The organism is Paraburkholderia phenazinium (assembly GCF_900100735.1).
Classification (GTDB): Bacteria; Pseudomonadota; Gammaproteobacteria; order Burkholderiales; family Burkholderiaceae; genus Paraburkholderia; species Paraburkholderia phenazinia.
This window is the reverse complement of the sequence record NZ_FNCJ01000002.1, coordinates 82,483-109,111: the sequence shown is the minus strand read 5'-3', so window position 1 is coordinate 109,111 and position 26,629 is coordinate 82,483. Positions and strand designations below refer to the sequence as shown.

28 protein-coding genes and 2 pseudogenes are annotated in these 26,629 nt (G+C 60.1%); 10 read left to right on the top strand and 20 right to left on the bottom strand.

Annotation, left to right across the window (positions count from 1 at the left end; translation table 11 throughout):
• Nucleotides 1–19 precede the first annotated feature (19 nt).
• Complete coding sequence (locus tag BLQ92_RS04350; protein WP_090682052.1) at nt 20–610, bottom strand: DJ-1/PfpI family protein; 591 nt, start codon at nt 608–610, stop codon at nt 20–22.
• 115 nt (nt 611–725) lie between these two features.
• Between BLQ92_RS04350 and BLQ92_RS04345 the strand changes: the two genes are divergently transcribed.
• From BLQ92_RS04345 to BLQ92_RS04335, 3 genes and pseudogenes are all read left to right on the top strand, one after another.
• Nucleotides 726–1,274, top strand: a complete 549-nt coding sequence (locus tag BLQ92_RS04345; RefSeq protein WP_090682051.1) for a TetR/AcrR family transcriptional regulator — start codon at nt 726–728, stop codon at nt 1,272–1,274.
• Nucleotides 1,275–1,343: 69 nt separating this feature from the next.
• Nucleotides 1,344–1,940, top strand: coding sequence for a class II aldolase/adducin family protein (locus BLQ92_RS04340; RefSeq protein WP_090682048.1), 597 nt, complete (start codon nt 1,344–1,346; stop codon nt 1,938–1,940).
• Nucleotides 1,907–2,044, top strand: a pseudogene (locus BLQ92_RS04335) (zinc-binding dehydrogenase); the annotation flags it as partial. The gene BLQ92_RS04340 and the pseudogene BLQ92_RS04335, both read left to right, overlap by 34 nt.
• A gap of 46 nt (nt 2,045–2,090) precedes the next feature.
• On the opposite strand, the gene BLQ92_RS04330 reads toward BLQ92_RS04335, so the two are convergent.
• Together BLQ92_RS04330 and BLQ92_RS04325 are read right to left on the bottom strand one after the other, a co-directional pair.
• Complete coding sequence (locus tag BLQ92_RS04330; RefSeq protein WP_090682045.1) at nt 2,091–2,798, bottom strand: DUF3142 domain-containing protein; 708 nt, start codon at nt 2,796–2,798, stop codon at nt 2,091–2,093.
• 7 nt (nt 2,799–2,805) lie between these two features.
• On the bottom strand, nt 2,806–4,962 hold the full coding sequence (locus BLQ92_RS04325; protein ID WP_244106312.1) for a PA5441 family protein: 2,157 nt from the start codon (nt 4,960–4,962) through the stop codon (nt 2,806–2,808).
• 342 nt (nt 4,963–5,304) lie between these two features.
• Here BLQ92_RS04325 and BLQ92_RS04320 point away from each other — a divergent pair, with 342 nt between their 5' ends.
• A complete protein-coding gene (locus BLQ92_RS04320; RefSeq protein ID WP_090682044.1) occupies nt 5,305–5,937 on the top strand; it encodes a LysE family translocator in 633 nt (210 codons plus the stop codon).
• Nucleotides 5,938–6,120: 183 nt separating this feature from the next.
• On the opposite strand, the gene BLQ92_RS04315 is transcribed toward BLQ92_RS04320, so the two are convergent.
• The 3 genes from BLQ92_RS04315 to BLQ92_RS04310 form a co-directional block, all read right to left on the bottom strand.
• Complete coding sequence (locus BLQ92_RS04315; RefSeq protein ID WP_175772618.1) at nt 6,121–6,495, bottom strand: DUF3592 domain-containing protein; 375 nt, start codon at nt 6,493–6,495, stop codon at nt 6,121–6,123.
• 232 nt (nt 6,496–6,727) lie between these two features.
• Nucleotides 6,728–6,871: a hypothetical protein gene (locus BLQ92_RS39835; protein ID WP_175772617.1), complete on the bottom strand. Its 144-nt coding sequence runs from the start codon at nt 6,869–6,871 to the stop codon at nt 6,728–6,730.
• 11 nt (nt 6,872–6,882) lie between these two features.
• Nucleotides 6,883–7,182 (bottom strand): hypothetical protein, encoded by a 300-nt coding sequence (locus BLQ92_RS04310; protein WP_090682041.1) that lies wholly within the window; start codon nt 7,180–7,182, stop codon nt 6,883–6,885.
• Nucleotides 7,183–7,620: 438 nt separating this feature from the next.
• On the opposite strand from BLQ92_RS04310, the gene BLQ92_RS04305 reads away from it, so the two are divergent.
• Nucleotides 7,621–8,784 (top strand): acyltransferase family protein, encoded by a 1,164-nt coding sequence (locus BLQ92_RS04305; protein ID WP_090682040.1) that lies wholly within the window; start codon nt 7,621–7,623, stop codon nt 8,782–8,784.
• A gap of 91 nt (nt 8,785–8,875) precedes the next feature.
• Nucleotides 8,876–9,286 (top strand): GNAT family N-acetyltransferase, encoded by a 411-nt coding sequence (locus BLQ92_RS04300; protein WP_175772615.1) that lies wholly within the window; start codon nt 8,876–8,878, stop codon nt 9,284–9,286.
• Nucleotides 9,287–9,297: 11 nt separating this feature from the next.
• Here BLQ92_RS04300 and BLQ92_RS04295 read toward each other — a convergent pair whose 3' ends face one another.
• The gene (locus BLQ92_RS04295) at nt 9,298–10,227 is read right to left on the bottom strand and encodes a LysR family transcriptional regulator (RefSeq protein ID WP_090682036.1); all 930 of its coding nucleotides are present in this window, start codon (nt 10,225–10,227) and stop codon (nt 9,298–9,300) included.
• 181 nt (nt 10,228–10,408) lie between these two features.
• On the opposite strand from BLQ92_RS04295, the gene BLQ92_RS04290 reads away from it, so the two are divergent.
• Nucleotides 10,409–11,011, top strand: coding sequence for an NADPH-dependent F420 reductase (locus BLQ92_RS04290; protein ID WP_090682035.1), 603 nt, complete (start codon nt 10,409–10,411; stop codon nt 11,009–11,011).
• A gap of 217 nt (nt 11,012–11,228) precedes the next feature.
• Here the strand turns inward: BLQ92_RS04290 and BLQ92_RS04285 are convergent.
• From BLQ92_RS04285 to BLQ92_RS04260, 6 genes and pseudogenes are all read right to left on the bottom strand, one after another.
• Nucleotides 11,229–11,456: pseudogene (locus BLQ92_RS04285) on the bottom strand (tautomerase family protein); the annotation flags it as partial.
• 60 nt (nt 11,457–11,516) lie between these two features.
• Entirely contained in the window at nt 11,517–12,227 is a 711-nt protein-coding gene (locus tag BLQ92_RS04280) for an SDR family NAD(P)-dependent oxidoreductase (protein ID WP_090682031.1), read from the bottom strand.
• A gap of 497 nt (nt 12,228–12,724) precedes the next feature.
• Nucleotides 12,725–14,305 (bottom strand): methyl-accepting chemotaxis protein, encoded by a 1,581-nt coding sequence (locus tag BLQ92_RS41045; protein WP_090682030.1) that lies wholly within the window; start codon nt 14,303–14,305, stop codon nt 12,725–12,727.
• Nucleotides 14,306–14,588: 283 nt separating this feature from the next.
• Nucleotides 14,589–15,659 (bottom strand): MBL fold metallo-hydrolase, encoded by a 1,071-nt coding sequence (locus BLQ92_RS04270; RefSeq protein WP_090682915.1) that lies wholly within the window; start codon nt 15,657–15,659, stop codon nt 14,589–14,591.
• A gap of 58 nt (nt 15,660–15,717) precedes the next feature.
• Complete coding sequence (locus tag BLQ92_RS04265) at nt 15,718–16,371, bottom strand: peroxiredoxin (RefSeq protein ID WP_090682028.1); 654 nt, start codon at nt 16,369–16,371, stop codon at nt 15,718–15,720.
• A 178-nt stretch (nt 16,372–16,549) separates the two neighbouring features.
• Nucleotides 16,550–16,714, bottom strand: a complete 165-nt coding sequence (locus BLQ92_RS04260) for an FmdB family zinc ribbon protein (protein WP_090682027.1) — start codon at nt 16,712–16,714, stop codon at nt 16,550–16,552.
• 319 nt (nt 16,715–17,033) lie between these two features.
• Here BLQ92_RS04260 and BLQ92_RS04255 point away from each other — a divergent pair, with 319 nt between their 5' ends.
• Complete coding sequence (locus BLQ92_RS04255) at nt 17,034–17,339, top strand: panthothenate synthetase (protein WP_090682025.1); 306 nt, start codon at nt 17,034–17,036, stop codon at nt 17,337–17,339.
• A 7-nt stretch (nt 17,340–17,346) separates the two neighbouring features.
• Here the strand turns inward: BLQ92_RS04255 and BLQ92_RS40525 are convergent, their stop codons facing one another.
• The 3 genes from BLQ92_RS40525 to BLQ92_RS04245 form a co-directional block, all read right to left on the bottom strand.
• Entirely contained in the window at nt 17,347–17,925 is a 579-nt protein-coding gene (locus BLQ92_RS40525) for a tetratricopeptide repeat protein (protein WP_244106311.1), read from the bottom strand.
• A 17-nt stretch (nt 17,926–17,942) separates the two neighbouring features.
• On the bottom strand, nt 17,943–18,725 hold the full coding sequence (locus BLQ92_RS40520; protein WP_244896617.1) for a tetratricopeptide repeat protein: 783 nt from the start codon (nt 18,723–18,725) through the stop codon (nt 17,943–17,945).
• A 101-nt stretch (nt 18,726–18,826) separates the two neighbouring features.
• Complete coding sequence (locus BLQ92_RS04245) at nt 18,827–19,312, bottom strand: aminoacyl-tRNA deacylase (RefSeq protein WP_090682023.1); 486 nt, start codon at nt 19,310–19,312, stop codon at nt 18,827–18,829.
• A gap of 201 nt (nt 19,313–19,513) precedes the next feature.
• Here BLQ92_RS04245 and fusA point away from each other — a divergent pair, with 201 nt between their 5' ends.
• Nucleotides 19,514–21,565: an elongation factor G gene (fusA, locus tag BLQ92_RS04240; RefSeq protein WP_090682021.1), complete on the top strand. Its 2,052-nt coding sequence runs from the start codon at nt 19,514–19,516 to the stop codon at nt 21,563–21,565.
• A 128-nt stretch (nt 21,566–21,693) separates the two neighbouring features.
• Here the strand turns inward: fusA and BLQ92_RS04235 are convergent, their stop codons facing one another.
• A complete protein-coding gene (locus BLQ92_RS04235) occupies nt 21,694–22,464 on the bottom strand; it encodes an alpha/beta hydrolase (RefSeq protein WP_090682019.1) in 771 nt (256 codons plus the stop codon).
• Between the two features lie 171 nt (nt 22,465–22,635).
• Between BLQ92_RS04235 and BLQ92_RS04230 the strand changes: the two genes are divergently transcribed.
• Complete coding sequence (locus tag BLQ92_RS04230; RefSeq protein ID WP_090682912.1) at nt 22,636–23,241, top strand: TetR/AcrR family transcriptional regulator; 606 nt, start codon at nt 22,636–22,638, stop codon at nt 23,239–23,241.
• Between the two features lie 302 nt (nt 23,242–23,543).
• Here BLQ92_RS04230 and BLQ92_RS04225 read toward each other — a convergent pair whose 3' ends face one another.
• The 3 genes from BLQ92_RS04225 to BLQ92_RS04215 form a co-directional block, all read right to left on the bottom strand.
• Nucleotides 23,544–24,671 (bottom strand): aminotransferase class V-fold PLP-dependent enzyme, encoded by a 1,128-nt coding sequence (locus BLQ92_RS04225; RefSeq protein ID WP_090682018.1) that lies wholly within the window; start codon nt 24,669–24,671, stop codon nt 23,544–23,546.
• A gap of 332 nt (nt 24,672–25,003) precedes the next feature.
• Complete coding sequence (locus BLQ92_RS04220) at nt 25,004–25,336, bottom strand: hypothetical protein (protein ID WP_090682016.1); 333 nt, start codon at nt 25,334–25,336, stop codon at nt 25,004–25,006.
• 300 nt (nt 25,337–25,636) lie between these two features.
• The gene (locus BLQ92_RS04215; RefSeq protein WP_090682015.1) at nt 25,637–26,563 is read right to left on the bottom strand and encodes a carbon-nitrogen hydrolase family protein; all 927 of its coding nucleotides are present in this window, start codon (nt 26,561–26,563) and stop codon (nt 25,637–25,639) included.
• Nucleotides 26,564–26,629: the final 66 nt, after the last annotated feature.

Below are 26,629 nucleotides of genomic sequence, written 5' to 3'. Positions count from 1 at the left end.
CGGCGCCCTGGTCGATGCCTTATCGTATGCTCGATGCGATCAATTGTTCGTACACGTCGTACTGTCCTGCCGGGAGTACCGGCTGCAGCGTTTCCCGCCTTTTTTCCGCGCCGAATAGACGTTCGACAATCCAGCCAACCAGGTATAGGGCGGCAAGACAGCCCCCAGCGGTTGCGACGTTTCCAACGCTCATAAACGGCCGGTCATCGGGCTCCACTCCAGCAGCGCGCAGTGCAGTGCGCGCGTCGGGGTGTGTCGTGGCACGGCGCTCCGGCAACAAGCCCAATCGTTCGAGAATGAACGCACCAGCGCAGATGGAGCCAAGCAACTGGCGGCTCGGGTCCAGCTGAAATGCTCCCATGAAGGCGTTATCCGAGATCGCGGCTGGCACGCCTTCCTTGCCGCTCGCGAACAATACAACATCGGCTTGATTCGCCTCAGCAAGTGAACCGTGAGTGCTGATGGCCAAGCCATGCGCGGATCGAAGCTCCCTTTGCTTGCCCAGGATGCGAACTTGCCAATCGTGCTGGTTGCGGCCAAGAATATCCCACATCAAAAACAGGTCGATGTCGGTGAATTGATCAAAAGCGACAAGCGCAATTTTCTTCATTGGCGGCTCCATTGATCCTTGGCGTTTCCGCTGAAGGAAGGGAAAATGAACGAAGCCACAGTCTAGCGACGCAAGCAGTAACATACACAGGCTGTACGTTTTCGGGGTAAAGCGAATGTTGACGCGTGACCATTGGATTGCCGCTGGGTTCGATACGCTGGACCACGAAGGATATTCGGCGGTTTCCGCTGAACGGCTGGCGCGACGCTTAAGCGTGACTCGCGGATCGTTCTACCATCATTTCCGCAGCCGCGAGGACTTTGTCCGTGCGCTGCTTGCGCAATGGGAGTCGGACTACACGGACCGCATGCTCGAGTACGCAGCGGAAGGCTCCAGTCTGGAGGATGTGCTCACGCGTTATCTCGCGATCGCCGAGGAAAAGCGGCCCGGAAGAGAAATCGCCATCCGGGCGTGGGCGCGTCGAGACCCGCTGGTGGCCGAATATCAGAGCCGGGTCGACAATACCCGGCTTTCGTTCGCGATCTCGGTTTGCCGCTCGCGAAGCGAGGCGTCTGTCGATGCGGACCTTATCGGTCGCCTCGCGCACCTGTGTTTAATCGGCGGCCAGCAATCCGGGGAACGGCATCGAACCGCCGCCTTTGCCCATCTCGCGCACGAAGCGCTTAAGCTGTTGCGACACGCCTCGTTCCCCAATCGGACGTAAAAAACCAAGCGACACCCTCACGGACTCGAGTCGCCAAGACTCGCCGCTCGCAAACGGTCGAAATCCAGAATGACGATTTCCCCGCACCTCAGACTCAAGATGCCTTGGCCTTTCGACCTGGTGTTTACCCATATCTCGGCACGCGTGCCCGGCCCCGAACATCATTTCCTGACTACCCCTTACGGCATGATGTTCGACGAGCTCACCGCGTCGTTGGTCAAGATCGATCTCGACGGCCGCAAGGTTTCCGAATCGCCGTATGACGTCAATCCGGCCGGCTTCACGATCCATAGCGCCGTGCATGTGGCGCGCGAAGACGCCCTTTGCGTGATGCACACCCACTCGGTCAACGGCGTTGCGGTGTCGGCGCAGGAGGCGGGTTTGCTGCCGCTGTCCCAGCAGTCGCTCGGCGTGCTGGCGTCGCTCGAATACCACGACTACGAGGGCATTGCACTCAATGAAGAAGAGAAGCCGCGTCTCGTTCATGACCTCGGAGGCAACACTTACCTGATGCTGCGTAACCACGGCCTGCTGACGGTCGGCGCGACGCCGGCGGACGCCTTCGTCGCCATGTACTTCTCCGAGGTGGCCTGCATGATTCAGGTGCGCGCTACGGCTGGCGAACAGCCAACCAGATCGGCACGCTCATCGACACAGGTGTCATAAGGCCCGTGATCGATCGGGTTTTCCCGTTCGAATCAACTCAAGAAGCTTTGGCTTACGTCGAAACAGGCCGTGCGAAGGGTAAGGTTGTCGCCAAGAACCGATAGAAAGCCATAGCGCGCACCCGGACCGCACACGAGCCGGGTTTCTGCGTCACCCGTTACGCAGAAACACAACATAGCCGCGAAACCACGGATTGGCGCTTAGATACGGTGGCGCCTCCCATACGCCCCCCTCTATCAGGCCAATCCGAAACGGCAACTGCAGGCGCGCAACGCGCGGCAAATACGCGTTGAAATCGGCAATCGTATGGCGGCCCTGATAGGTCTGCACGACCACCTCGTCGACGATTCGCTTGAGCTGGTTGACCTGATCGGCGTCGATGCGGCTGCTCCAGTCGAGAAGCCCGGTGATGCTCAACCGGCAATCGGCCGGCAACTCTTCGCGCAGGACCCGCAGAAAATCGAGGTAGTCCTGAAGATGAAGCGTGTGTGCGTCGAAGTCGATCTGGATCCCGGCGATCTTCTGTCCCGACGCTCGCCAGCGCGCGAGTTGCGCCAGCATGATGTGCTCGACGCGCGGCGTCCAGCGTAGCGTATGCGCTCGGTAGACGAGCCAGACATCCGCATGGGGCAACGGCGGCAGCGAGGCGCCCTGCGCGATGAAACGCACCTGCGCGTCGTCTTGCGGCGACGCTTCGATCTGCCCTTGCAGCACATAGACGGTGCGCGCGTCGTGCAATACCGGCTGTGGCTTTACGCCTGCCCACAGCCAGAACGCGTCGTACTGCGCGGGATCGACCGTGCCGGCCAGTGCGATCCGCGCGCACAAAAGCAGAGCGGCGCAAAGTAGCCGCGTCATCCCGCGTTCACCAGAAATACTTCAGCGACTGCGCGTACTTGCTGCGCGGGTAGGTGGACTTCAGCGTGGTGAACCACTGCTTGCGCGTGCCTTTCGGAACGTCGTCGCCGCCGCAGTCGTTATAGCCCGACGGTGCGTAGCAGTTGATCGCACGATACAACGCGTAGGCCCGCTCATTAGCCGGTGCATCTGCGCTGCTGATCACCGTCTGATAACTGCTCATCCGCTGGTACGATTTACCCGGAAATTGCGACGGCGCGCTGCCAAGCGTAGCCGATGCGTTCGCTGAGCCAGCGGGCGCCGGGTGCACGGACGCTATCACCACCGGGTCTTCGATCAGGCCATAAACGGGAGGATTACGCCGTACGAAATCGGCCAGACAATTCAGACCTTTCGCGTCGGCGGGGTTCTGTTGCAGCGTCGCCGCGACGTCGCGCACAGCAGGACACGCGTAACCCTCGTCGTTGGTGGAACCCGGCAGCGTGAACGGCTTCAGTGCGTCGGACGGCGTGTCCGAAACCAGCGCGAGGTCGGTGATGAAGTCAGGGTAGTCCGCGCGCGTCAGCTCCTTATATAGCAGCGTATACAGCGCGATGTCGCGCAGCGGGCCGCTGGTCGCCCGGTTCTGCGCCTGCGTGCGCAGCAGATTCGCATTCGCCGCGTGTTGCAGCAAGATCGCGCGAATGCCGGCGTTCTGAACCGGCGAATCGTCAGCGAATACGCGGTCAACAAGACCCGCCTGCTCGAGGTTGATCGCCAGCGCGAGTTCCAGCGCTTCACGCTGCAAGCGCAATTTCGCGAGCGGTATCAGATCGATCCAGAGTTGCCGGGCTTTGTCCGCCTGACCGCTGTCTTCGAGCGCGAAGCCGCGCAAGGTCTGCTGGCTTAGGCCAAAGTAATCGAGCGACGCGCCCGATGACTGCGGCAACAACGCAAGAGCCTGCTCCGGTTTGCGATCGACATACACGTGATATGCGGCGAGCAGATAGTCATGCAGCGCCGGTGCATTGGCGAAGCGCGGCTTCTGTGCCTGCAACTCGTCGAGCGCCAGTGGCTTGCTGCTGGTCGAATCGTTGCTGTCGTGGGCGCGCATCCGCATCAGGTCGACGATTGCCAGCACGGATGGCGACTGGAGCTGGCCAGGGTCAAGGTTATCCGTCAACAGCAACTTGCTGTCGAGTTCGTTCGCCAGCTGCGCGAGTGGCACATTCGACGTCTTCGGCGACCAATGAGTAAACGCCTTGTCGTAAAGATCGGCCTGCTGCGTCGCGTTGCCGCCAAGCCAGGCGACGCGACGTTGCAGACCGGCTGCGGATGCCGCATAGCGTCCATGCGGGTAGATCCGCAAATAGGCCCGAAAGACCGTGTCGGCGGCGCCGAGCGAAACCTTTACCACGCTGGCTCGATCCGGTGTGGTGCTGTCGGAGCCGAACGCGTTGGCTTGTGCGGCGTTCAACTGCGCGCGACCGGCCATATACAGCGCGCTCTCCTTAAGCCACGGATCGGCGCTGTGCGACGCGCTGGCGAAAGCCTTGGTGGCGGACGCGAAATCGTACCTGTAGAACGCGTTCGCACCGTCAAGATAGGTCGCGAACTGCTGCCCGAGTGCGGACTTGAGACCTGCAGGCTTCGTCCATGCGGCACTGGCGCCGCCCGTGGCGCACGCCTTCGCCACTTCGGCGCGCGTTGCACGCAAGCGCGCAGCCTCGTCACCCGGGAGCCCCTTCGCGGCATCCAGCGCGTCGTTGAACGCCTTGTCGCCGGACGTCACACTGCGGCAGATGCTGCCCTCGCCGTCCGCATAGACATCCGATTGCGCGCCTTGCGCCGATGAGTCGCTCGACGTCTCCGGCTGCTTCTGACCGATATCGATCCAGCCGGAGAAGTCATATGAAAACGGGACGATGAGCCTGCTCGTCCTGTCCGCTGGCGGAACGGATTCCGGGTCCGGGAGGACTTGTGCAAGTACGCCGCCGTCAGTCATCAACAGCATCGCGTTGATCCGGGTATCGTTGCCGGGGCTCAGAATCGGTAAGCCTGCACACGAATAGCTGTTTTGCCTGATCGTGGCGCTTGGGTCACAGGACATGTCCGAGCTCGCATAGGCGGCCGAAACCGGAAGCAGGCTCGCCACTAGCGTGGCAATCAATTTTCGGTGCAGCAACGTGATTCTCCGCGTTGTTTTTGTGCTGTCGGTGTTTCGAGTAACGTCGAATGCGTCGAACGACGCGTCACGACCACGATGTTGTAAATGCGTTTTAGATATACAACCCGAGTCTCGTACTATCGTTAAACGAAAAATCGTTTGGCTATAGAGGCAGAAATTTGACAATCTCGCCCGGAATGTCGAGGCGAATTATTATAGCTGAGTGATAACTGGATCGAATGATTATCTAGAATCGTAAAGACGGGTGGATGCGCTTAAAACGCGTCGCGCCAATTGATCTTTTTAAGCTTGTCCAATAGACTGAGATCCCTTTTGTGCTTGCCAACAAAAGGAATCTTCATGCTCAGCCTCGCCACGCTTGCCCTATTCTCGGGCGCTTGTCTCGCGCTTACGATGACCCCGGGTCCGGATATGTTGTTGATCGCGTCCAGAAGCGCCAGCCAAGGGCGGGCGGCGGGTTTTGCATCGCTTGCCGGGATTCAGGCGGGAACCTACGGCCACGCAATGGCGGCGGCATTTGGTCTATCCCGGTTGTTTTTGGCCGTTCCCATGGCCTACGATGCGGTCCGGTTCGCTGGCGCCGCATACCTGCTCTACCTCGCCTGGAAGACCTTTCGGGCAGACTCAACCGCCCTGTCGGCGGCAACATCCCAAGGCCGCTCTACGGTTGGAAGGATTTTTCGGCAAGGACTGCTCACCAATCTCCTCAATCCGAAGATGGCTCTGTTCGTCCTCGCGCTGTTTCCGCAATTCGTCCGCCCGCAAGATGGGTCCGTAGCGCTCCAGATATTGATTCTGGCAACCGTCCTTAACCTGATCGGCCTGGTCGTCAACGGTGTGGTCATCCTGTTCGCTAGTCAGTTCAGCCGCCGACTGGCGGGGCGCCGCCGGCCGTCACGACTCCCGCAATACTTGCTTGGATCGGTGTTTGCCGGATTAGCGTTTCGACTCGCTATGGCAAGCCCAAAATAAACGCGGGGACGCGCCCGTCATTTTGAGCTTTCGGAAGGCTATTCACCTAATAATCATGACGGGTCTCCTATTCGTGCTGTCTTGGATGGTCGGGGTCGCAGCGACGGCTATACCTTGCGCTCTCCTGTCTGTGATCGCGCGAATGGTGACCAGGGTGTTCAACTCTATCAAGGGCCGCAGTCGTTATCGTCCCGGACGAAACTGCGCCCGTACGCCGAACAGCGGCAGCAGAGTAAATCCCAGTCCCATTGGCAGTGACCACAATGATTCGCCCCAGTTTGCCCAGAAGGTTGCCGCTTGCGCCGTCATGGCGGGATTGCGCGGGTCGTAAGCTACCGGCACCGCCGCGCCACGCGGCCGCGAAATAAAGCCGTTTTGCACGAATTCAACTTGCACACCATTGGCCGTACTGAACCGTATCGTGGGGTGTCCTGCCGGATCGATGATCACCCCTGTGACGCGGGTCGCATGGCGCAGGAACACAGCGGTGTGACAGGTATGCCATGTGATGTAGGTAAGGACAACGAAGCCCATGATCATCATCAGGACCGTGGCCACATTCCATGGCTCCGGCAGGTTGCGCTCAGTGTCGATTGGCATTGTTGAATAACAAATGATTTGGGCATAACGGCCCGGGCTCCGCTACTTTCCAGACCTTCATGGACACCGGCGTACTCTGCGCCGCAAGGGGCCCCTGGTACGCGGAAATTTTTCTGGTTCGGAAAGACGACCGCTGATTGTTAACGATCTGGGCGACGCTGTCGAATGTCTCAAAGTGGTCGGCGTCGTCTCATGCAATAGGCATATGCAACTTGAAGCTCGCAAAGCTGCGATCGGCGGCATGCAGCCAGCCGATGTGCCGCAGGCCGTGCCAGGAAGAGGTCAGGGAGAAAAAAAGACCGCTGTCCGTGAGGGCAGCGGTCTTTCTTACCATGCGAATTGCTGTTACTGGGCAGCCGGCGACACGGTGCTCGGGGTCGCCAGCGTGTTGTGACTCCCGGGAAGGTTGGTGAGGGAGGTGGCGCTATTGTTCGTGCTGTTCGGCAGGCCCGAGTTCGCCGACCCGGCGCCCGAACCGCTGTCCGAGTTAGTGGCGCCAGGCGTGCCGTAGCCGCTCGTTGTATTGGCGGCCGCCGGCGACACGGTGCTCGGGGTCGCCAGTGTGTTGTTGCTCTGTGCATAAGCGCCGCCCGACAGCGCGAGTGTGGCGGCGGCCGCGACTAATGTGCTGGTTACCTTATTCATGATCCGTGTCTCCTTGATTGGACTGGAATTTCGAAACAAACGATCCATTCGTATTTCTCCATAGCCGTCGTTGCATGCCCGGCTCGTGACAAGCAAACTCGCGCGACCGCTCGCAGTGGCGCACGTGACGCAAACCACAGATCGCCGCTCACGGCTAGCAACGACACACGTACTTCATTCCTGGAAAAACAGATAACACCCAGTTTAGGAAAGCGGACACCGATAATTAAGTGCATTGTTCGCAAGGGTGAATTTCGATTTTTGACATTGCCCTCAGGCAGTCACCTACGCGTTGGTTTGATGTAAGGACATCGGAGTATTTTGGCTATCGTCAACATGTCTGCATACGGCAGACACCAGGTCACGCACACACCTCCGCGCGACGAATACGGTATTCGGGTGTGTCCTCAGAGTGGTTTAACCTTGCCAAGCGGTCTGATGAGTACACAAAACAGTCTGAGTGTCGACCTCGTAGCTGAGTCGACCCAAGACTCCGCGCTGCGAAATTCAGGGTTGGACGCCTTGCGTGCCTCCTTAACCCTGCTCGTTATATTCCATCACTGTGCCATCACGTATGGCGCGATTGGCGGTTGGTACTACCACGAAGTGGCGCCGGAGAAGTCGTTGGCATCCGTGGTGCTGGTGCTCTTCTGCACCATCAACCAGGCATACTTTATGGGTCTCTTCTTCTTTCTGGCGGGGCATTACACATCCAGATCGATCGAACGAAAGGGGCCGGCCCGCTTCCTGACGGATCGGTTTCTGAGGCTCGGCGTGCCTCTACTTGTGTACGGGCTGCTGATCGGGCCTGTCACCATCGCGTTAGCGCAGACAAGCCAAGGTCATACGTTTGTCGGGACGTTAAGCTACTTATGGCACAAAGGCACATTCGAAAGCGGTCCGATGTGGTTCGCCGAGGCGTTGCTCATATTCAGCGTGGGCACTATACTGTGGAACCTCGCTTTTCGGCGCCGCGACGCGTCCCCTGGCAATCGAGCCATTCAAGGCAAATTGCCATCCGACTTGATGCTGGGCGTTGGGGCGGTCCTCACCGGAGTCGCAGCGCTCGCGTTGCGATCGTTTTGGCGCGTCGGGGTCAACGTGTGGGGCCTTCAGCTTGGGTACTTCTCGAGCTATGTGGTTTTGTATTCGGCGGGGTTCGCCACGGCTCATGCGCATTGGATCGAACGTTTGCCGAAAGAGCAAGTACGGCTATGGTGGAGGATCGCCTTGATCGCTTTACCCATATTGCCGCTCGTCTATTTCATTGGCGGACATTTTCCTGGGTTACGCGGTCGCCCCCTGTCGGTCATCTATGCGTTCTGGGAGCCATTTGTCGCGTGGGGCACCATACTCTTTCTGCTAGACGGCTTTCAGCGGCACTTTCATAAGCTGGTCGGATTGTGGCGCCCCCTTTGCAGGCGCGCCTATACGATTTACATCATCCACCCGCCCGTGCTGGTCGCCGTCGCGCTGACATGGAGACACGTGCCGGCATACCCTTTAGTAAAGTTCGTTGCAACCGGGAGCCTCAGTTGCGTACTGTGCTATTTGACTGCTGGGGTTCTGCTTCGTTTTCCTAGACTGGCGTCAATACTATAAAAGGGCAAACTTCGCCGCGAAGGCGCAAGAAGAGTTCGATCGACGGGACAAATCTGTGACAATGGTCCGGTCTTTCTACTCTCATGATGCTATGCGCCTGGACCTCACAGACAACCCCAATGCCGATGACGAAGCTTTCGTCATCGATCAGACCCGAGCGTACAACAGGCGCTTCGTTGAACGTGACGTACAACCGCTTTGCGTATTCGTCCGGAACGATGACGGCCACATCATAGGCGGACTGACGGCCAAGACCTACTGGCAGTATTTAGACATCTCCTTTCTGTGGGTCGACGAACAGCATCGGAAATCCGGTCATGCAACGGCGCTCATGTCAGCCGCTGAGGCGGAAGCGAGACGGCGTGGTTGCAAGAAGGCGATCGTTGATACCTTCAGTTTTCAAGCCCCTGAGTTTTATCGAAAGCTCGGCTACTCCGAGTGGGGCCGCCTGACTGAAATGGCAGGGCAGCACGAGCGCTATTTCTTTCGCAAGGCTCTCTGAGCGATACCAGTCTATTGGATGCTTCCAGCAAATCTCTCTGCTAACCGCTCCCGCTCGAACGCCTCCACGACGAAATCGACAAACACCCGTGTTTTCGCCGGCAACAGCGCTCGAGTTGCGTAATAGATCGAAATCGCTCCGGCGTCCGCGTACCAATGCGGTAGCAACCGCACGAGTTCGCCTCGTTCGATTGACGACAGCACATCCGATACGGTCAGCAGCGCAGCACCCAGTCCGAGAATCGCAGCCTCGCGCATCGCTGCCGGGTCGTCGACCGTGATGGTCGCACTGAGTCGCGCAAGCATCTCGCCGCCCGCCATGTTGCGCATCGTCCTGTGGACCACGCGGCCGGTGCGGCTCGAACGCATCACAATGCCGTCGAGGTCCGCAAGATCGCTGGGATCGTCCAGTGGCACGCGACTGGCCATGTAAGCCGGAGACGCCACCGCCACCAGATGCGCAGGCGCCAATGCGCGCGACACGACGCCCGGTGCGAGATCGAATCCCCCACCCAGCGCGGCATCGTATCCCTCGGCAATCAAGTCGACCTGTCGGTTCTCGAAGTGCCAATCCGGACGAATCATCGGATAGCGGGCGAGGAACGCCGGCAGCAACGGCATAACGTACGTGATGCCAAACGTCGGCGCCATGCTGACTTTCAGCATGCCAGCCGGCTCGCTACGATCGGTCGAGACGGACGCGATCGCTGCCTGCAGCGCGTCCAGATTGCCGCCAATTTCCACTAGAAACCGCTCGCCCGCCTCGGTCAGCGTGAGCTTGCGCGTCGAGCGCTGGAACAGCCGCGCGCCGAGATTGCGTTCTAGCAGCGCCACGTTCCGACTGACCGCAGCGGGCGTCAGCGCAAGACGCCGCGCGGCCGCGGAGAAGCTGCCCGTTTCGGCGCTGCGCACGAACGACTCGAGGTTGGCAAGGGTTTCCATGCAGGAATATTAAAGCATTGCTTGAAAATAATTCAAGCAATTACCCGCTAATCATTGAGCAATTAAGGCGGCAACATTCGCTCATCCGGCCTTGGGGAGTGAACGTCACACGCCCCTCCCCTTGCCGGCACGGACGACGGCTTTACCACCTGATTCATTACCCTTCACCAGGAGCATCGTTATGAGCACCATCGGTATCATCGGAGCAGGCGCCATTGGATCCGCATTCGCGAAAGCGCTGGCGGGCAAAGGCCTCGAAGCCATCATTGCGAACAGCCGAGGCCCAGAGTCACTCGCGGACCTCACGCGCGAACTTGGCCCCTCGATCACGCCGGGAACGCGCGAACAAGCGGCCGCCCAGGACATCGTCCTCGTCGCAGTGAACTGGTCGAAGCTGCCGGGCGCCCTGGCCGGGCTGCCGGACTTCGGCGGACGCATTGTGATTGACGCGAACAACCCGATCGAGGCGCCACGGTTCGAACCCGCCGAATTGCATGGCCGCAGTTCGAGTGAAGTATTCGCGGACCTCGTGCCGGGCGCGCGCGTCGTAAAGGCGTTCAATCATCTGCCCGCACACCTCGTCTCCGACGATCCACAGGCCGAGGGCGGACACCGCGTGCTGTTTTTCGCGGGAGACGACGCGCATGCGAAAACGGTTGTAAGCGGACTGATCGAACGGCTCGGCTTCTTCGGCATCGACCTCGGTGCACTCGAAGGCGGCGGGCGGCTCGTTCAAATCCCGAGCGGCCCGCTACCGGTGCTGAATCTCGTCAAATTGGCTTAGTCGATGAGAGGCGCGGCAAGTGACGAACGTCCGGTCGTTCTCATATAGCCGGAGAAATTGCCCCGAAGGTGAGGCATCCGTTGCGATGCCCACCGCGGTGGCATCTGCTCAACCTTCAGCCGCCTCCCTCAAGATCGCGCACATTCTCCATCTGTGATCGCGGTCGTGGCCGGCAAGCTGTTCGATCGGAAAAGATTCGAACAAGCCTTCGGTTCGGCTTCGCCCCACGCTGCTTGCGATAGACCTCAACCGGCAAGCCACCCCAGCCCCAGTTCTCGGTGTTGACCTCCTCAATGACAACAAAGGTCGATTCGAGCGGTTTGTTCAGTACGTCGAACAGTACCTTACTGACCCCCTCGATAAGCTGCGCTTTTTCGTCCGCTGTGACGGAATCATTGCCGGGCCTGGACCCTTCGCGGGTTACCTGAATAGTGACGATAGGCATGTCGTTCTCCGTAATCGTCGGTTGACTTGAAGGGCGCCGGCGAGCGGCGCCCAAGGGTGATCAGTGACCGGCGCTCTGGCCGCCGTCCACGTGCAGGATTTCGCCAGTCACGAACGGCGCGGCATCCAGATACAGAACTGCGCCCACAACATCGCTCATCTCGCCCATGTGACCAACCGGATGCAGTGCGCCCAGCGCCGCATGGCTTTCCTGCGGGTGCATCGGCGACTTGATGATGCCCGGCGAGACGGCGTTGGCGCGGATGCCCTTTTTCGCGTATTCGATCGCGAGCGACCTGGTGGCCGCGTTCAGGCCGCCCTTGGTCAGCGACGCCAGCACCGATGGCACGCCGTCGATGGCATGGTCAATCAGACTGGTCGTGACGGTGACCACGTGACCGCTCGCATTCTTTTCCATTTCAGCAATCGCCAGCTGTGTGATGTAGAAGAAGCCTGCAACGTTCACGCTCGTGATCGCCGCGTAATCTTCCGCCGTGTATTGGGTGAAGGGCTTGGCGATGAAGATGCCAGCGTTGTTGACCAGTGTGTCGATACGGCCAAAACGGGCAACGGCTTCGGAAATCACGCGCTGCGCGGTTGCCGGATCGGCGATATCGCCTGCCACAGTCAGAATGTTGGAGTCTTCCGAAGGCTTGATCGAGCGCGCGGTTGCGACCACGCGGTAGTCGAGCTTGCGGAATGCCTTGACCAGTTCGGCGCCAATGCCTTGCGATGCGCCGGTAACGACGACGACTTTTTGTGACGTGCTCATGATTGAATCTCCTGAAAGTTTGCTTGGATCAGATGCTGATCGGGCCAGCGGCTCCGATGGGTACGAAATGTAGGCGCATTGGCGCTGAATTCGAACACCCACCGTGGACAAACAGTCTTGCGTGCGAGGTACAAATGCCGCCCGAGATGGGCGCGCTCGCCGGATAGAACGGAGATCAGTATCAGCGCGCCGCAGATGCGACGCGCAGCGGGGAGATTAAGTCGTATGCAGTCTTCGCATTGCGCTATCCCAATGCAGGGGCGGCCCTGCGGCGCGCACCGGTAGTCAGCAGCAGCAACTGTCGGCTGGATAGTGAGGAACCGGAACACAACGTTGGACAGCAACAGCGAACTTAGGGCCGGCTAGCGAGCTTCATCGGCGGCTGGAGGGCTAGCCGCCGGCGCCGAGGCCGACTCCCAGGTACATGAGCCGGGCATTGTGGATTGAGCGTCCGCTCTGGCTCATAGGGTTGCGCCCGTGAGTTCGTATCGGCGTGACTATATCGCAGGACGGAGAGCATCGCTGTCGACGCTGAATACGGACACCGCATCGCGCAGGGCCTGCGCCTGCTGTGCCAGCGCCTGTGCCGCGGCCGATGCCTGCTCGACCAGGGCGGCGTTTTGCTGCGTAACCTCATCCATCTGGGTAATGGCTGTATTGACCTGCCCGATGCCAGTACTCTGCTCGTCCGAGGCTGCGGCGAGTTCGTTCATGATGTCGGTCGTGCGCCCGGCGGAGGTCACGATCTCGTCCATCGTACGGCCGGCATTTTCAACCAGCTTCGAGCCGGTATCGATCCGGGTGACCGATTCGGTAATCAGGTCCTTGATTTCCTTGGCGGCGGTTGCGCTTCGCTGGGCGAGCGTGCGGACCTCGCCCGCCACGACGGCGAACCCACGCCCCTGTTCGCCCGCCCGGGCCGCCTCGACGGCCGCGTTGAGCGCGAGGATGTTGGTCTGGAAAGCGATCCCTTCAATCACGCTGATGATGTCGGCGACCCGCGCCGAGCTTTCGGCAATCTCGTGCATGGTCGTGACGACGCGACCAATCTCCGCGCCGCCACGTTGGGCTACGCTCGAACCCGTGCTGGCCAGATGGCTGGCCTGCTTGGCGTTGTCCGCATTCTGGTGCACCGCGCTGGTCAGTTGCTCCATGCTCGACGCCGTCTCCTCCAGGGAAGCGGCCTGTCGTTCCGTTCGTTGCGACAAGTCGGTATTGCCTTGCGCAATCTCGCCCGCAGCGACCGAGATGGATTCGCTCGAGCTTTTGATGCCCCGTACGATGCTCGTCAACTGCTCTTTCATGGCGGCAAGCGAATACATCAGGCTGGCGTTGTCGCCCGCCTTCAGTGGCACCGTGACGCGCAAATTGCCGGCTGCGATTGCACTGGCCATGGCCGCGGCTTCTCGCGGCTCGCCGCCAAGCTGCCTCGCGAAGCCACGGGCGATGAAGAGCGCCACGGCGAGCGCGACTGCCGCTGCCGCGACGATCAAGCCGATCACTAGCCCAATTGCGCTGTGATAGGCCTCGTCGGCCACCTTCCCTTCTCTCGCCGCGCCTTCTTCGTTGATGGCGACGATCTTGTCGATGTCCTTCGCGACGGCATCCCGAACCGTCCCGGACTGCCCCGTCAGGATGCTCATTGCTTGCTGCGGGTTGCCAGCCTTCGCCTGGGTCCGAACCTGCTGATCCAGATCCATGTACTGGGGCATCAGGACCTGGATGTCCGCAAACGCCGTCTTCTCCTCCGGCTCGGAGATGAGCTTCTCGTATTCCGCACTCGCGCTCCGGAATGCCTCGATACGCGGCGCCATCCTCGAATCCACCGCCTGAACCTCGGCAGCCTTGTCGGTGGAGGCCATCCGGAATTCGGAGAGACGGATCTGGTTCAGGGCGTTTTGCATTCGAAGGCTGCTGCTGACGCTGGCGGACCATTTATCGCGGAGCGCTGCGACATGAGCGTTTTCGGCGCTGACCTCGTAGAGCGAAAACACACCCAGCCCAACCAGCAGAAGGATGACTACCGCAAAGCCTGAAACGAGTTGCGTCACCACTCTCATGTTCTTAAGAAACGGCACGATAATTTCCTTACTTGCTGTGACTGACTGAACCGACGCTCGGCGTGGCCACCCTGCGCATGCCGGTGAGCGGCGTCAGACAGGCGGGATTCGTGAGCAACCACCACGCCAGACGAGCGCGGTCGCCGACTGGCTCACGCCAGCGTCGCCATGGAATTAGTTAATCTACCTAGGTGTTTACGACTGGTCTGAAGAAATATTTAGGGGCGAATGCGTGAGGAAGGTGAGTGGCGGGCGCTTAGCTGGCGGTCAGTTGCCGGTTCGCCGTCAGTCGACGAGACGGTTACATGCTGCCGTTTTCGACGACGCGGCCTTCTGCACGCCAGCGGAGCATGCCGCCGGCGAGGTTGGCAACGGCCTCGAATCCTGACTGCCGCAGGATGACCGTGGCTTGCGCTGAACGTCCGCCGGCCCGGCAGACCGTCACGATCGGGCGTTCTTGCGCGAGTTCGCCGGCACGCTTCGCCAGCTCGCCGAGTGAAATGAGCCTGGCCTCGGGAATGCGCCCGAGCGGCCCGTCGAACTCGTCAGGCTCGCGCACGTCGACGATCTGGACCGAGCGGAGATTTTCCTCGAGCCATTGAGGATTGATTTCCCAGATGCCCGCAAAGTTGTACGTCAGCGGCGCCCAATCGGGCTCGGCCATCTGCGTGGGGTCGCTTGCCGCGACGCCGCATGTCAGGTTGGCGGGCACCGCGACGTCGATCTGTTTCGGATGCGGCAGGCGCAGATTCGTCATGTATCCGGCGAAATCGTCTTCGCAGAGCTCACCACCGAGACGCGGATTGAAGCGCCGCTCCTCGCCGACACTCGTCACCGTCAAGCCGCGGTAATCGTGGGCCGGGAACAGCAGGCATGTCTCGGGCAGCGTGAAAATCTGCTCGTGGACCGCCCGGAACATCGCGCGCGGATCGCCGTGCTGGAAATCTGTCCGGCCCGTGCCCCTGATCAACAGGCAATCGCCGGTGAACGCCATGGTCTCGTCGTCGAGCACAAGGCTGATGCATCCATTCGTATGACCTGGTGTGGCACGCACGCCCAGGTACCGTGTGCCGAATTCACACCGGTCGCCATGATTCAGATAACGGCTCGCACCTTCGGCTCCGCTCGCGGCCGACATCGCAATCTGGCTGCCCGTGCGGCGTTTGAGCATCCACGCGCCAGTGACATGATCGGCGTGGACGTGGGTGTCGATGGTATAGAGCAGGCGCAATCCCAGCTCTCCGAGCAGGGCAATCTCCCGGCGCACCTGTTCAAATACCGGATCGACCAGCACCGCCTCTCCGGTTGTGCTATCGGCAAGAAGATACGTGTAGGTGGACGATTGCTGGTCGAATAGCTGCCGGAAAATCAACACGGTTTCGCTCCGGGCACATGGACGCGCCCGGACTCGCCCCGGGCGCTGGAGAGTATCACTTCGGTTGTGCCACGTACCGCAGGTAAGGTTTCACGGTTTTGAAACCCTGCGGGTATTTGCGCATCGCGTCATCGTTCGAAACGGACGTCGGAATGATCACGTCCTCGCCCGGTTTCCAGTTAACCGGCGTCGCCACCGTGTGTTTTGCATTGAGCTGCAGCGAATCGAGCAGACGCAACACCTCGTCGAAATTGCGGCCTGCGCTCATCGGATACACGAGCATGGCTTTGACCTTCTTGTCCGGCCCAATGAGAAACACCGAGCGTACCGTCGCGTTGTCCACTGCGGTGCGTGGACCACCGCTGGCGTTCGGGTGAATCATGTCGTATAGCTTGGCGACCGCCAGGTCCGCGTCGCCGATCAGCGGATAGTTGATCGCGTGTCCCTGGGTCTCTTCGATATCCTTCACCCACTTCGTGTGGTCGCTCACTGGATCGATGCTGAGTCCGATGACCTTTGTATTGCGCTTGTCGAATTCCGGCTTCAGGCCGGCCATGTATCCGAGTTCAGTGGTGCAAACCGGTGTGAAATCCTTCGGATGCGAAAACAGGATGACCCAATGGTCGCCGATCCATTCGTGAAAATGGATCGTCCCTTCGGTGGTTTCGGCCGTGAAATCCGGAGCTTCTTCTCCTAATCGTATCGACATCTTCATCCTCCATGGGGCGTGTGCGCCAAGGTACTCGTTCCGCTGTCGCAGCGACGGCCGCGGCTGCCTCGGTTGTAATCAGGCGCTGGGTTTAGCTAACGATCAACCTGCGGTCGCGCTTATAGCGTAGGACAAAAACGACTTTCGCAGGGGGCGTTGAGGCGACGGCGGGTATACGTCAGCTCTTTCTGGACGTCTTCGCGACAAATGGCGTGGGGGTGTGCTGAACCTTTTCGCTTCCGCACTTCGGACAATTTGGATGAGCGGTTTCATGTTCAGCGAGATGTTCGGCATGCTCGAACATCTGACCGCACTTCTCGCAACGGTACTGGTAAGTCGGCATCGCACCTCTCCAACACAAATCCCGCACGTTGTGCGGGCCAGATACCGCCAGCAACACGCGGTACTGTCGTAGCCCATTCTAGTACACGAAACGCCTCCGTACGCGCCTTGCGCAGCGCTCATCGCACGGGCAGCGAGTCCCCTCCGAGGCAACCGATTGCGAACTTGCCGGATTTCCAATCCGTTCTCTTCTGGACGTTAGCTCACGCTCCGCTATGCTTACTGATACCGACCGACGGCTCCGTTGAATGGACCTCGGGCGGCACGGTAGCCAGAGGCCAACATCTTGCTACAGGGGGCAACAAGCGGAGCGCTAAATTATGAAAATGCTACTTACGGTCCAGATCCCTCATGAACCCTTCAACTCACTGGTCAAAAGCGGCAAGGCCGGCGAGACGCTTGGGCATATCCTCGAAACCATCAAGCCGGAGGCCGTGTACTTCACGGAGCAAGACGGAATGCGCTGCGGGATCTTCCTGGTCAACGTACAGGATTCATCTGACGTTCCCGCTTTTGCGGAGCCCTTTTTTCTCACCTTCCAGGCGAGTTGCAAGTTCCGCATTGTGATGAGCCCGGAGGATCTGCAAAAGGCCGGTCTGGAAGAACTCGGCAAAAAGTGGGGGTGAGGAGCGTTCAGTAAGTACGTCCCAATCCGCCCCCTGTTGCGTCGAGAAGGCGGGCAGCTTCACGCCTCGCCTGTTCGGCCTCTTGCGGTCGTTGGATCTGACTGAACAGCGTACCCAGGTTGCCGAGCGTCCGTGCTTCATCCTGACGGTAGGCAACCGGATCATCTCGCGACAGGGCCTGGTACAGGTCCAGCGCGTTTCGGTAGGCATCTTCCGCCTCGCGCGGGCGCCCAGTGTGACTGAAAAGGACACCTAGATTGTTCAGCGTCCGCGCTTCGTCCGGCTGATAGGCCGTGGGGTTTTCTTGCGCCAGCGTACGATAGATTTGCAGCGCATCCTCGTAAGCCTGCTGCCCCTCTTTCGGCCGTTGCGTGGCGCGGTAGAGCGCACCAAGGTTAGTGAGTGTGCGCGCCACATCGGACCGATAGAGTGCAGGACTCTCCCGGGCAAGCTGCTGCCGGATCGTTAGCGCGCCCCTGTAGGCATGCTCTGCTTGCTGGTGTTGCTGTGTTGCGCTATAGAGGTTCCCGAGATTGTTGAGCGTACGTGCGAGCGCCGGGCGATAGGCCGCGGGGTTAGCGCGCACGAGAGCTTGCTGGATGCTCAGCGCCTCGCGATACGCCTTCTCAGCATCGCTCGTGCGCTGTGTGCGTCGTACAGGATGCCGAGGTCGTTGAGCGTCGTCGCGATATCGGGCTTGTAGGTCGTGGGGTCGCGATCAGCCAATGCACGATCGATGTCCAGCGACTCGCGGTAAGCATCCGTGGCATCCTGCAGGCGCTGTGTATCGCGATACAGGACGCCGAGGCTATCAAACGTTTCCGCCACAGCAGGCCCGTAGACCACAGGGTCCTGTCGCGCCAGTGCCCAATCGATCTCCAGCGCCCTCAGATAGGCGATTTCCGCCTCTTTTGGCCGTTGCAGGCCAACATAGAGGTTGCCGAGTTTCTGCTGGGTATGCGCACGCTGAGGTTGGTAGGCGGCAGGCTTCTCCTGCGCGAGCACCTGATAACGCGAGAGCAGCGCGCGGTAAATCGGTTCTGCACGTTCGAACTCGCATTGCTCTTCCAAAGTATCGGCAAACGCCGTTGCAATGCTGGTGTCGTCCGATTGCGCCTGTACGACGACGCTCAGTATTACGTTGGCCGCTCGCGCGAGCGAGACTATCTGGGCACGGGAGAGTTTGGCGTCCTTCGCTGCACGGCTCAGCTCGGTGGCCATACGGTTGAGGGCTCGAACGTGGAAGCCACAATCGGCCTGTACCTTGAGGCCGTCTTTGACATCGACCTCGAAGAACGCCGGGAAACACGAATTCGCGGCCGCAGCGTGGTGTCCCACCAACAACACGGCGATTGCCACGCCCCACAGCATCTTGCGCGCACTCACTTCCCTACGCAGGCCTGCAGTCAAATCAGACGCGCAAGTTGGCTGACGCAGCGCCCTTTATGCCGCACTGCGCAAACCGTGCTGCATCAAGCGGACACTAGTCAACTTGGCACACCATGCATGCGACGAGCGAAGCGAGTCCGCTCGGCTCGGTCCATCAGATCGAGGAATTGATCCGTGCCCATGTGAATCAGTTCTTCGTGATCGCCGGCCTCGAAATATACGTCCGGCTGCTGGGCGAGGCTTTCGTCAAGATAGGTCCGCATGCCATAGGCCGTGCATACCGGCGGCAGCGCTCCCAGGTCGCAATCCTTGAACAGCTCGCGTAGATCGACCTCCTTGGCCAGCGTGAGGCGGCGCCCGGTCTTTGCCCAAAGCTCGGACAACCGCACGGCGTAGGTGGATGGCAGTACAGCCGCCACATAACCGTGCTCGTCTTCGAAAAGCACGGTCTTGGCGAGGCGATCGCCGGGAATATGCGCAGCCGCCGCGGTTTCAACGCTGGAATGGCTGTGCGGATGATGCACGATTTCGTACCGGGAGCCCTTGCTGCGCAGGCAGTCCTGGAGAGTGGCAGACATTGACATGACGCACCTCCTCGGGAAGGAAACGGGTGATTGTTGCGCACGATCCTTAAAGAATAGTTCGCTTTCGTTCGCGTGTGAAAAACATGCGGGCCATAGCATCTATGCACGGGCGTGACGAAGAACTGGACGATTACCCCGTATGGCACACGCGTCCGTTTTCGCCAATAATGGCCCCAGATCCACTACTGGACGAGGGCGGCCATGCGTTACAGTCCCGATTCCATACGTACCGTCGCCCTGGTCGGACATGCCGGGTGCGGCAAGACGTCTCTCGTCGAAGCACTGCTGCACCAGGGCGGCGCGCTCCACGCGCCCGGCAGCGTCGAGCGCGGTACCACGGTCTGCGATTTCGACCCGCTCGAGCGCAAATATCATCACTCGCTAAATTCGGCCGTCGCCCACCTGCACTACCGGGATACGCGCATTTTTCTGCTCGATACACCCGGCTATCCGGACTTTTCCGGGCTGTCGATCAGCGCCCTGCCCGCGGTCGAAACCGCCGCTATCGTCATCAACGCGCAGACCGGCATCGAACTGACCACCCGGCGGATGATGGCGTGGGCGGAACAACGCAAGCTCTGCAGAATGATCATCGTGAACGGGATCGATGGCGAAAAGGTCGACCTTGCGGGGCTTCTGACGCACATTCAGGAGACCTTCGGTATGCAATGCCTGCCCATCAACCTGCCGGCTCAGCGCGGCCGCCAGGTGGTGGACTGCTTTTTCAACCCTGGCGGCGACGCCGATTTTCGATCGGTTGCGGCCGCGCACGACGCGCTGGTCGATCAGGTGGTCGAGATCGATCCTGCCCTGATGGAGCTTTATCTGGAGCAAGGCGAGGCCATCAGCCCGGAGCAATTGCACGAGCCCTTCGAGCGAGCGCTACGCGAAGGCCATCTGGTGCCGATCTGCTTCACGTCAGCGACCAACGGTGTCGGCATCGCGGAACTGCTCGACGTGTTCGTCCGGCTCCTGCCCAATCCCATGGAAGGCAACCCGCCGCTCTTCTATCGCGATGCCGGCGGCCGCCAGCAAATCGTACGCGCCGAACCGGTTGCCGACAAACATGTACTGGCCCACGCCTTCAAGATCGTCATGGACCCTTACATCGGCAAGATGGCGGTGTTTCGCGTCCATCAGGGCACGATCCGACGCGATAGCCAGCTCTATATCGGCGACGCACGCCAGCCGTTCAGGGTCGCCCATCTAATGATGCTGCAGGGCAAGGAACACGTGGATGTCCCGCAAGCCTGCCCGGGCGATATCTGCGCCACGGCCAAGGTCGACGAGATTGGCTTCGATGCGGTGCTGCATGACGCTCCCGAGGACGGCAACATCCACCTGACCCCGCTCGACTTCCCCACGTCCATCTATGGGTTGGCGATCGAGCCTGCGCGCAGGGGCAACGAACAGCGCCTGTGGGAAATTCTGCAAAAGCTGAGTGCGGAAGACCCGTGCCTGCGCATCGAACACCCGGTCGGCACCAACGAGACCGTGGTGCGAGGCCTGGGCGAGTTGCACCTGCGCATCATGCTGGAGCGATTATCCGAGCAGTACAAGCTCGAGGTCGTGACGCGACCACCGAAGATCGCCTATCGGGAAACCATCGGCGCCAAGGCCGAGGGGCATCATCGCCACAAGAAGCAAACCGGCGGCGCCGGGCAATTCGGCGAAGTGATGCTGCGCGTGGAGCCGCTGCCGCGCGGCACGGGTTTCGAGTTCGTCGACGCGGTCAAGGGTGGCGCCATTCCGGGCCAGTTCATGCCTGCCGTGGAAAAGGGCATCCTTCAGGTCATCGAGAGCGGGCCGCTGGCCGGTTTCCCGATGCAGGACGTGCGAGTCATTGTCTACGACGGCAAGAGTCATTCAGTCGACTCCAAGGAAGTGGCCTTCGTCTCCGCCGGGCGCAAGGCCTTTATCGACGCGGTGCTGAAAGCTCGGCCGATCCTGCTCGAACCCATCGTAGATATCGAGGTGATGACGCCGGAAGCCGCGATGGGCGACATCATCGGCGACCTGTCCGCCAAGCGCGGGCAGGTTCACGGCACACGCACGGCCGCCGGCAACGCGGTGGTCGTTGCGGGGCAGGTGCCGTTGTCTGAACTCAACGACTATCAGTCACGTCTGAACGCGATTGCCGGCGGGCACGGTAATTACAGTATCCAGCTTAGCCACTATGATCCGGTGCCTCCCGCTCAGCAGGAGAGGATGGCGGCGCAGCATAAAAGCCAAGGGGACAGCGCGGCGACATGAGTGGCATGCCTGCAAGGTCCGCGTCGCATGGATTCCCCATGCAAGCTTGCGACAATCGCGTCTGCCCGAGCCAGTGATATGGGCCGCCCCGATCAATACAGGGATCAAAGGCGGCGCGTCACGTTTCATCATTCTTTGCTGGATTGAGTCGCGGCTTGTTCGATGAGCTTGGCGACTTCGGCCGGGTGCGACATGTAAGCCACGTGGCTCGAGTTGACCTCAACCACCTTGCTTCCGGCACGCTGGGTCATGAAGCGCTCCAGATCGGGATTGATTGCGCGGTCCGCCGTCGCGACAACCGCCCAACTCGGCTTCGTCCTCCACGCCGCATGTTTGATCGGGACACCAAACGACTGTGCCGCCGGCGTCACTTGCGAAATAGCCATGAACTTTGCTTCGGCAGCGGGAACGTCGGCGGCGAAATCTGCGTGGAACATCGCCTCATCGAAATACAGGTGGCCATCTGCCGTCGCCTTGATCGCCGTGGTCGCGGGCGGCATCTTTTTGGTCAGATCAAGGGGGCTTTCTCCCGTATCGGGCTGGAAAGCAGCCACATAAACAAGACCTGCGACCTTGTCGTCGTTGCCGGCCTCGGTCACCACCGCACCACCGTAGCTGTGACCGACGAGGATGCTCGGGCCGTCCTGTGCATCGATCACCCGGGTGGTTGCCTTCACATCCTCGTCGAACGAGGTTTCCGGCTCTTGCACGACCGAAACCTTGTAGCCGTCGCGGGTAAGGATGTTCGAGACGGCCTGCCAGCCCGAGCCATCGGCGAAATAGCCGTGAACGAGGACGACGTTCTTGACGGGTGCAGCCACCGCTGCGTGTGATCCCAGGACCGCGGCGGAGAACGCGACTGCGGCGGCGATTTTGCTTACGTATGAGGAAATCTTCATTTTCATGCTCCAAAGAGTGAGGTAACCAGAGAAGTCGACCGGGGATCTCCCTGACCGATGTAGCCATCCTACTAGTAGGATGGCTAGAATGCAAGAAAATTTTCAAGGCTGGAAATTGGTGCCCGCTCCGCGTAGACTGTCGAGTATCCAACCGACTAGATGGTAGGCAAAATGACAGCAACTGGGGACCTGACCGCGAACAGGATTATCGAAGCGGGCCGGCAACTCATCATGCGTCGCGGCTATAGCGGGTTTAGCTATGCCGACGTCGCCGACGCAATCGACATTCGTAAGGCGAGCATTCACCACCACTTCCCCGCGAAAACAGATCTCGTGATCGCTGTATTGAACGATTGGCGGGAAACGTTTGACGCCGACATGGTGTTACTTGAGGCAAGCGGTGCCGACGCGCTTGCGCAGTTGCGTGCCTACATCGGCCATTGGGAACGCTGCATTGCGGACGACACAGCTCCGTTCTGCGTGGCTGGCATGCTCGGCGCCGAACTTCCGTCGCTGCCCGAGGAAGTAGCGAAAGAGGTGAAAGCGTTTTTCGATAACCTCACTGCGTGGCTTGAGCAGGTGCTCGAGTCAGGCGTGAAAAACGACCTCTTCAAACTGAGTTCGTCGGTTCAAACCGAGGCCGCAACACTCGTGTCGCTGGTATACGGCGCCATGCTCGCTGCGCGGGCTTATGGCAATGTCTCGCTGTTTAAGGACGTTACCGACAGCGCAGTGGAAAGGCTGGTGAAAGCGCACAAGCGGAGCCGGTCTGCGTGAGAGACTGGGGCCACGCAGGCACTGGCGTGGGTTTCAGATCTACTGGTTGGGGGGCGCTTGGCTTCATCGGCGAGAAGCAGGCGTCACCGCCCTCCGACCCGACGCGAGCGCTAAGGCGGCTGCCGTCCGACTTCTCGATACCGCCATTGTCAGCAATCCGCCGCATTGCTGATGTAGAACCCGACCCGCCCCATTGTCGGCTCCGGCCGAAGCGTGCGCATCGCTATTCCGGCAGGTTCCGGAGCCCTCCTGTCGATGCGGTTGCGAGGGCGAGCCATGCGCACATACACCGGAAAAGCGCTCTAAAGAATACTGTCTAACGCCTTGGCGAACCTGGCGACCGTGCCTTCGACGTCATGCAGTTTGTCCAGGCCAAATAATCCGACGCGGAATGTTTTGAAGTCTTCAGGCTCGTCGCATTGAAGGGGAACGCCGGGCGCGATCTGCAAGCCGGCATCGGCGAATTTCTTGCCGGATCGTATGCCGTCATCGTCCGTGTAGCTGACCACGACGCCCGGAGCCTGAAAACCTTCGGCCGCCACGCTTTTGAAACCTTTGTCACTCAACAGAGAGCGAATGCGCTTGCCGAGTTCAAGCTGCTCCGCTCTCACTTTGTCGAAGCCATATGCCTCGGTTTCCTTCATGACGTCACGCAGGGCCGTGAGACTGTCCGTGGGCATCGTGGCGTGGTACGCGAACCCACCGTTCTCGTAGGCTTCCATGATCTGCAGCCATTTGCGAAGATCGCAAGCGAAACTGGTGCTGGTTGTTACGTCGACTCTTTCGCGGGCGAGAGGGCTGAGCATGACCAGTGCGCAGCAGGGTGGCGCGCTCCATCCCTTTTGCGGTGCGCTGATCAGGACATCGACGCCACTGGCCTGCATGTCCACCCAGATCGTACCGGAGGCGATACAGTCCAGCACAAACATGCCGCCGACGGCGTGAACAGCGTCGGACACGGCACGCAAATAGGCATCAGGCAACATCATCCCGGATGCAGTTTCGACATGCGGCGCAAAGACCAGATCCGGCTTGTTCTCCTTGATCGCAGCGACCACTTCTTCGATCGGAGCCGGTGCATAGGCGGCCTGCCTGCCTTGCTCGACCGGACGCGCCTTCAACACCATCGATTCAGACGGAATGCCGCCCATGTCGAAAATCTGCGACCAGCGGAAACTGAACCAGCCATTGCGGATGACCAGACACTTCCTGCCCGTCGCGAACTGCCGTGCGACGGCTTCCATGCCGAAAGTGCCGCTGCCCGGGACGATAACGGCCGACTTCGCGTTGTAAACCTTTTTCAGGGTTCCTGAAATATCGCGCAGGACTCCTTGAAAGAACTGCGACATATGATTGATTGATCGGTCGGTGTAAACGACTGAATATTCGAGGAGTCCCTCGCGGTCGACATCGGGAAGTAAGCCTGGCACGTTTGTCTCCGGTTATGGACGAATATAAGGATCGAAAACAGATTCTAGCGAAAGCCACCTGCAACGGCATCGGCCGAGAGGCCCCGCTACCCATCCGACAAGTTTCGGCATGGACCCGACAGTCTACGACACATATTCGATGCACCCGACGGCGGTTTGCTGCATCAGCGAACTCACACTCCCGACCCTGTGCAGACTTTCACCGCATCCTGCTAGCAGTCATCTGCAGGTTTGATCATCGCGGCTTACGTGAACCGCCCCGGGGAATCGTGCAGGCTGGTTCCTCAGGCCCCGCAGAACTCAGTGAACCACTGAGCCGCGGGGCCACACGTTCAAGGTCCACGTACCAGGTGGAACAATCGCGTCGCCCAATCTTGCAGCGACCCGATAGTCATCACCGGAAGCTTGAAGCCGCGATACTGGACTGCGCGATCAGGACATGAATCAGCCGACAGGTCTTCGAATCCATATCGAAGTCCTGCCCGTTCCTGCGCCCAATATTCGAACGGATGGAAAATCCGTGCCCGCGCCACCGGCATGGCGTACCCGGCCGCATGGCGATCGTGGATCTCGTCCTCGACTCTCGACTTGGCGGGATGCCGAGTCGGGTAGATCGTTTGGATGGACTCGTTGTGAAGAGTACGGCTCGATGTTTTCGTGTTCATAGTTATCTCCGTGAGTAAAACCGGAAACGGAGACGCTACAAACAAAACAGGCCTCATCCGTTTCCGGCGAGGCCTGTTGACAAACGCTTTGTTCAAATCTAACGCGAACGGGCCCCCCGCAGTACGTCCAACTGGACATACTTGCCGCCTTGCTCTGCGAATGGGGAGATGTGGTTCGTCAACATGGCCTGAAGTGTCTATGTGAACGCGCCGTCTGTCAATCGACGCCATGTTGTTCTCGCACTACATTTCATTGGATCTTCAGTGACGGCGCGGGGCTAGATCGAATCTCCAGGAATCTCATTCCGAGGTGAACGCGACGGTACGCTTTTGCCGCTCGTCGACCGAAAGCGAGAAAACATCCGGACGAGCATAGTGGCCGACCACGTCGAAATCGTAACGTGCTCGTGTGAGTTCATCCGTATCGATCTCGGCCACGACGAGGCCCGCTTCGCCACGTAGCGGTCCGGCTAGCACATCGCCGAGCGGTCCGACAATCACGCTGCCGCCGTTGATCAGCGGACGGTCTTTGTCCCAGTTCGGCACGTCGATACCAAGTGCCGTCGGCGACGGCTGTACCTGACATGCACTGATGACGAAGCAGCGGCCCTCGTGGGCGATGTGCCGCATCGAGCATTGCCAGATGTCGCGCTCGTCCACCGTGGGAGCACACCAGATCTGCACGCCTTTCGCATACATGGCCATACGCATCAGCGGCATGTGATTTTCCCAACAGATCACCGCCCCCGCGACGCCAGCGGAAGTCTCGACGGCAGGCAGGGTTGAACCATCGCCTTGCCCCCAGATCAGACGCTCGGTCCCGGTCGGCATCAGCTTGCGGTGCTTCGCGACCAGTCCTTCTCCCGGATTGAAGAACAGCGCCGTGCAGTAAAGCGTGCTGCCCGCGCGTTCAATGACACCGATCACGAGCGACACGCCGCACCGGGTCGAAAGCTCGTCGAGCGCCTCCGTCTCCTCGCCCGGGACGTCGATCGCGTTGTTGTAATAGCGCGCAAACGCCTCACGCCCTTCAGGCAGTCGATAACCGAGCCGCGTGCCGAAGATCTCGCCTTTCGGATAGCCGCCCAGCAGCGCTTCCGGCATGACGACGAGCTTCGCTCCAGAAGCGCGGATCGGCTCTTCGAACGACAGGATCTGGCGCAGCGTCTCTGCCTTGCCGGCAGCGGACGAGCCGATTTGCAATGCGGCGACTTTCGACTTGGACACGATGAATTTCTCCAGGGGAAGTTGATAAAGCGCTATCTTTCCGTGGCGATAGAATCGCGTGAACAC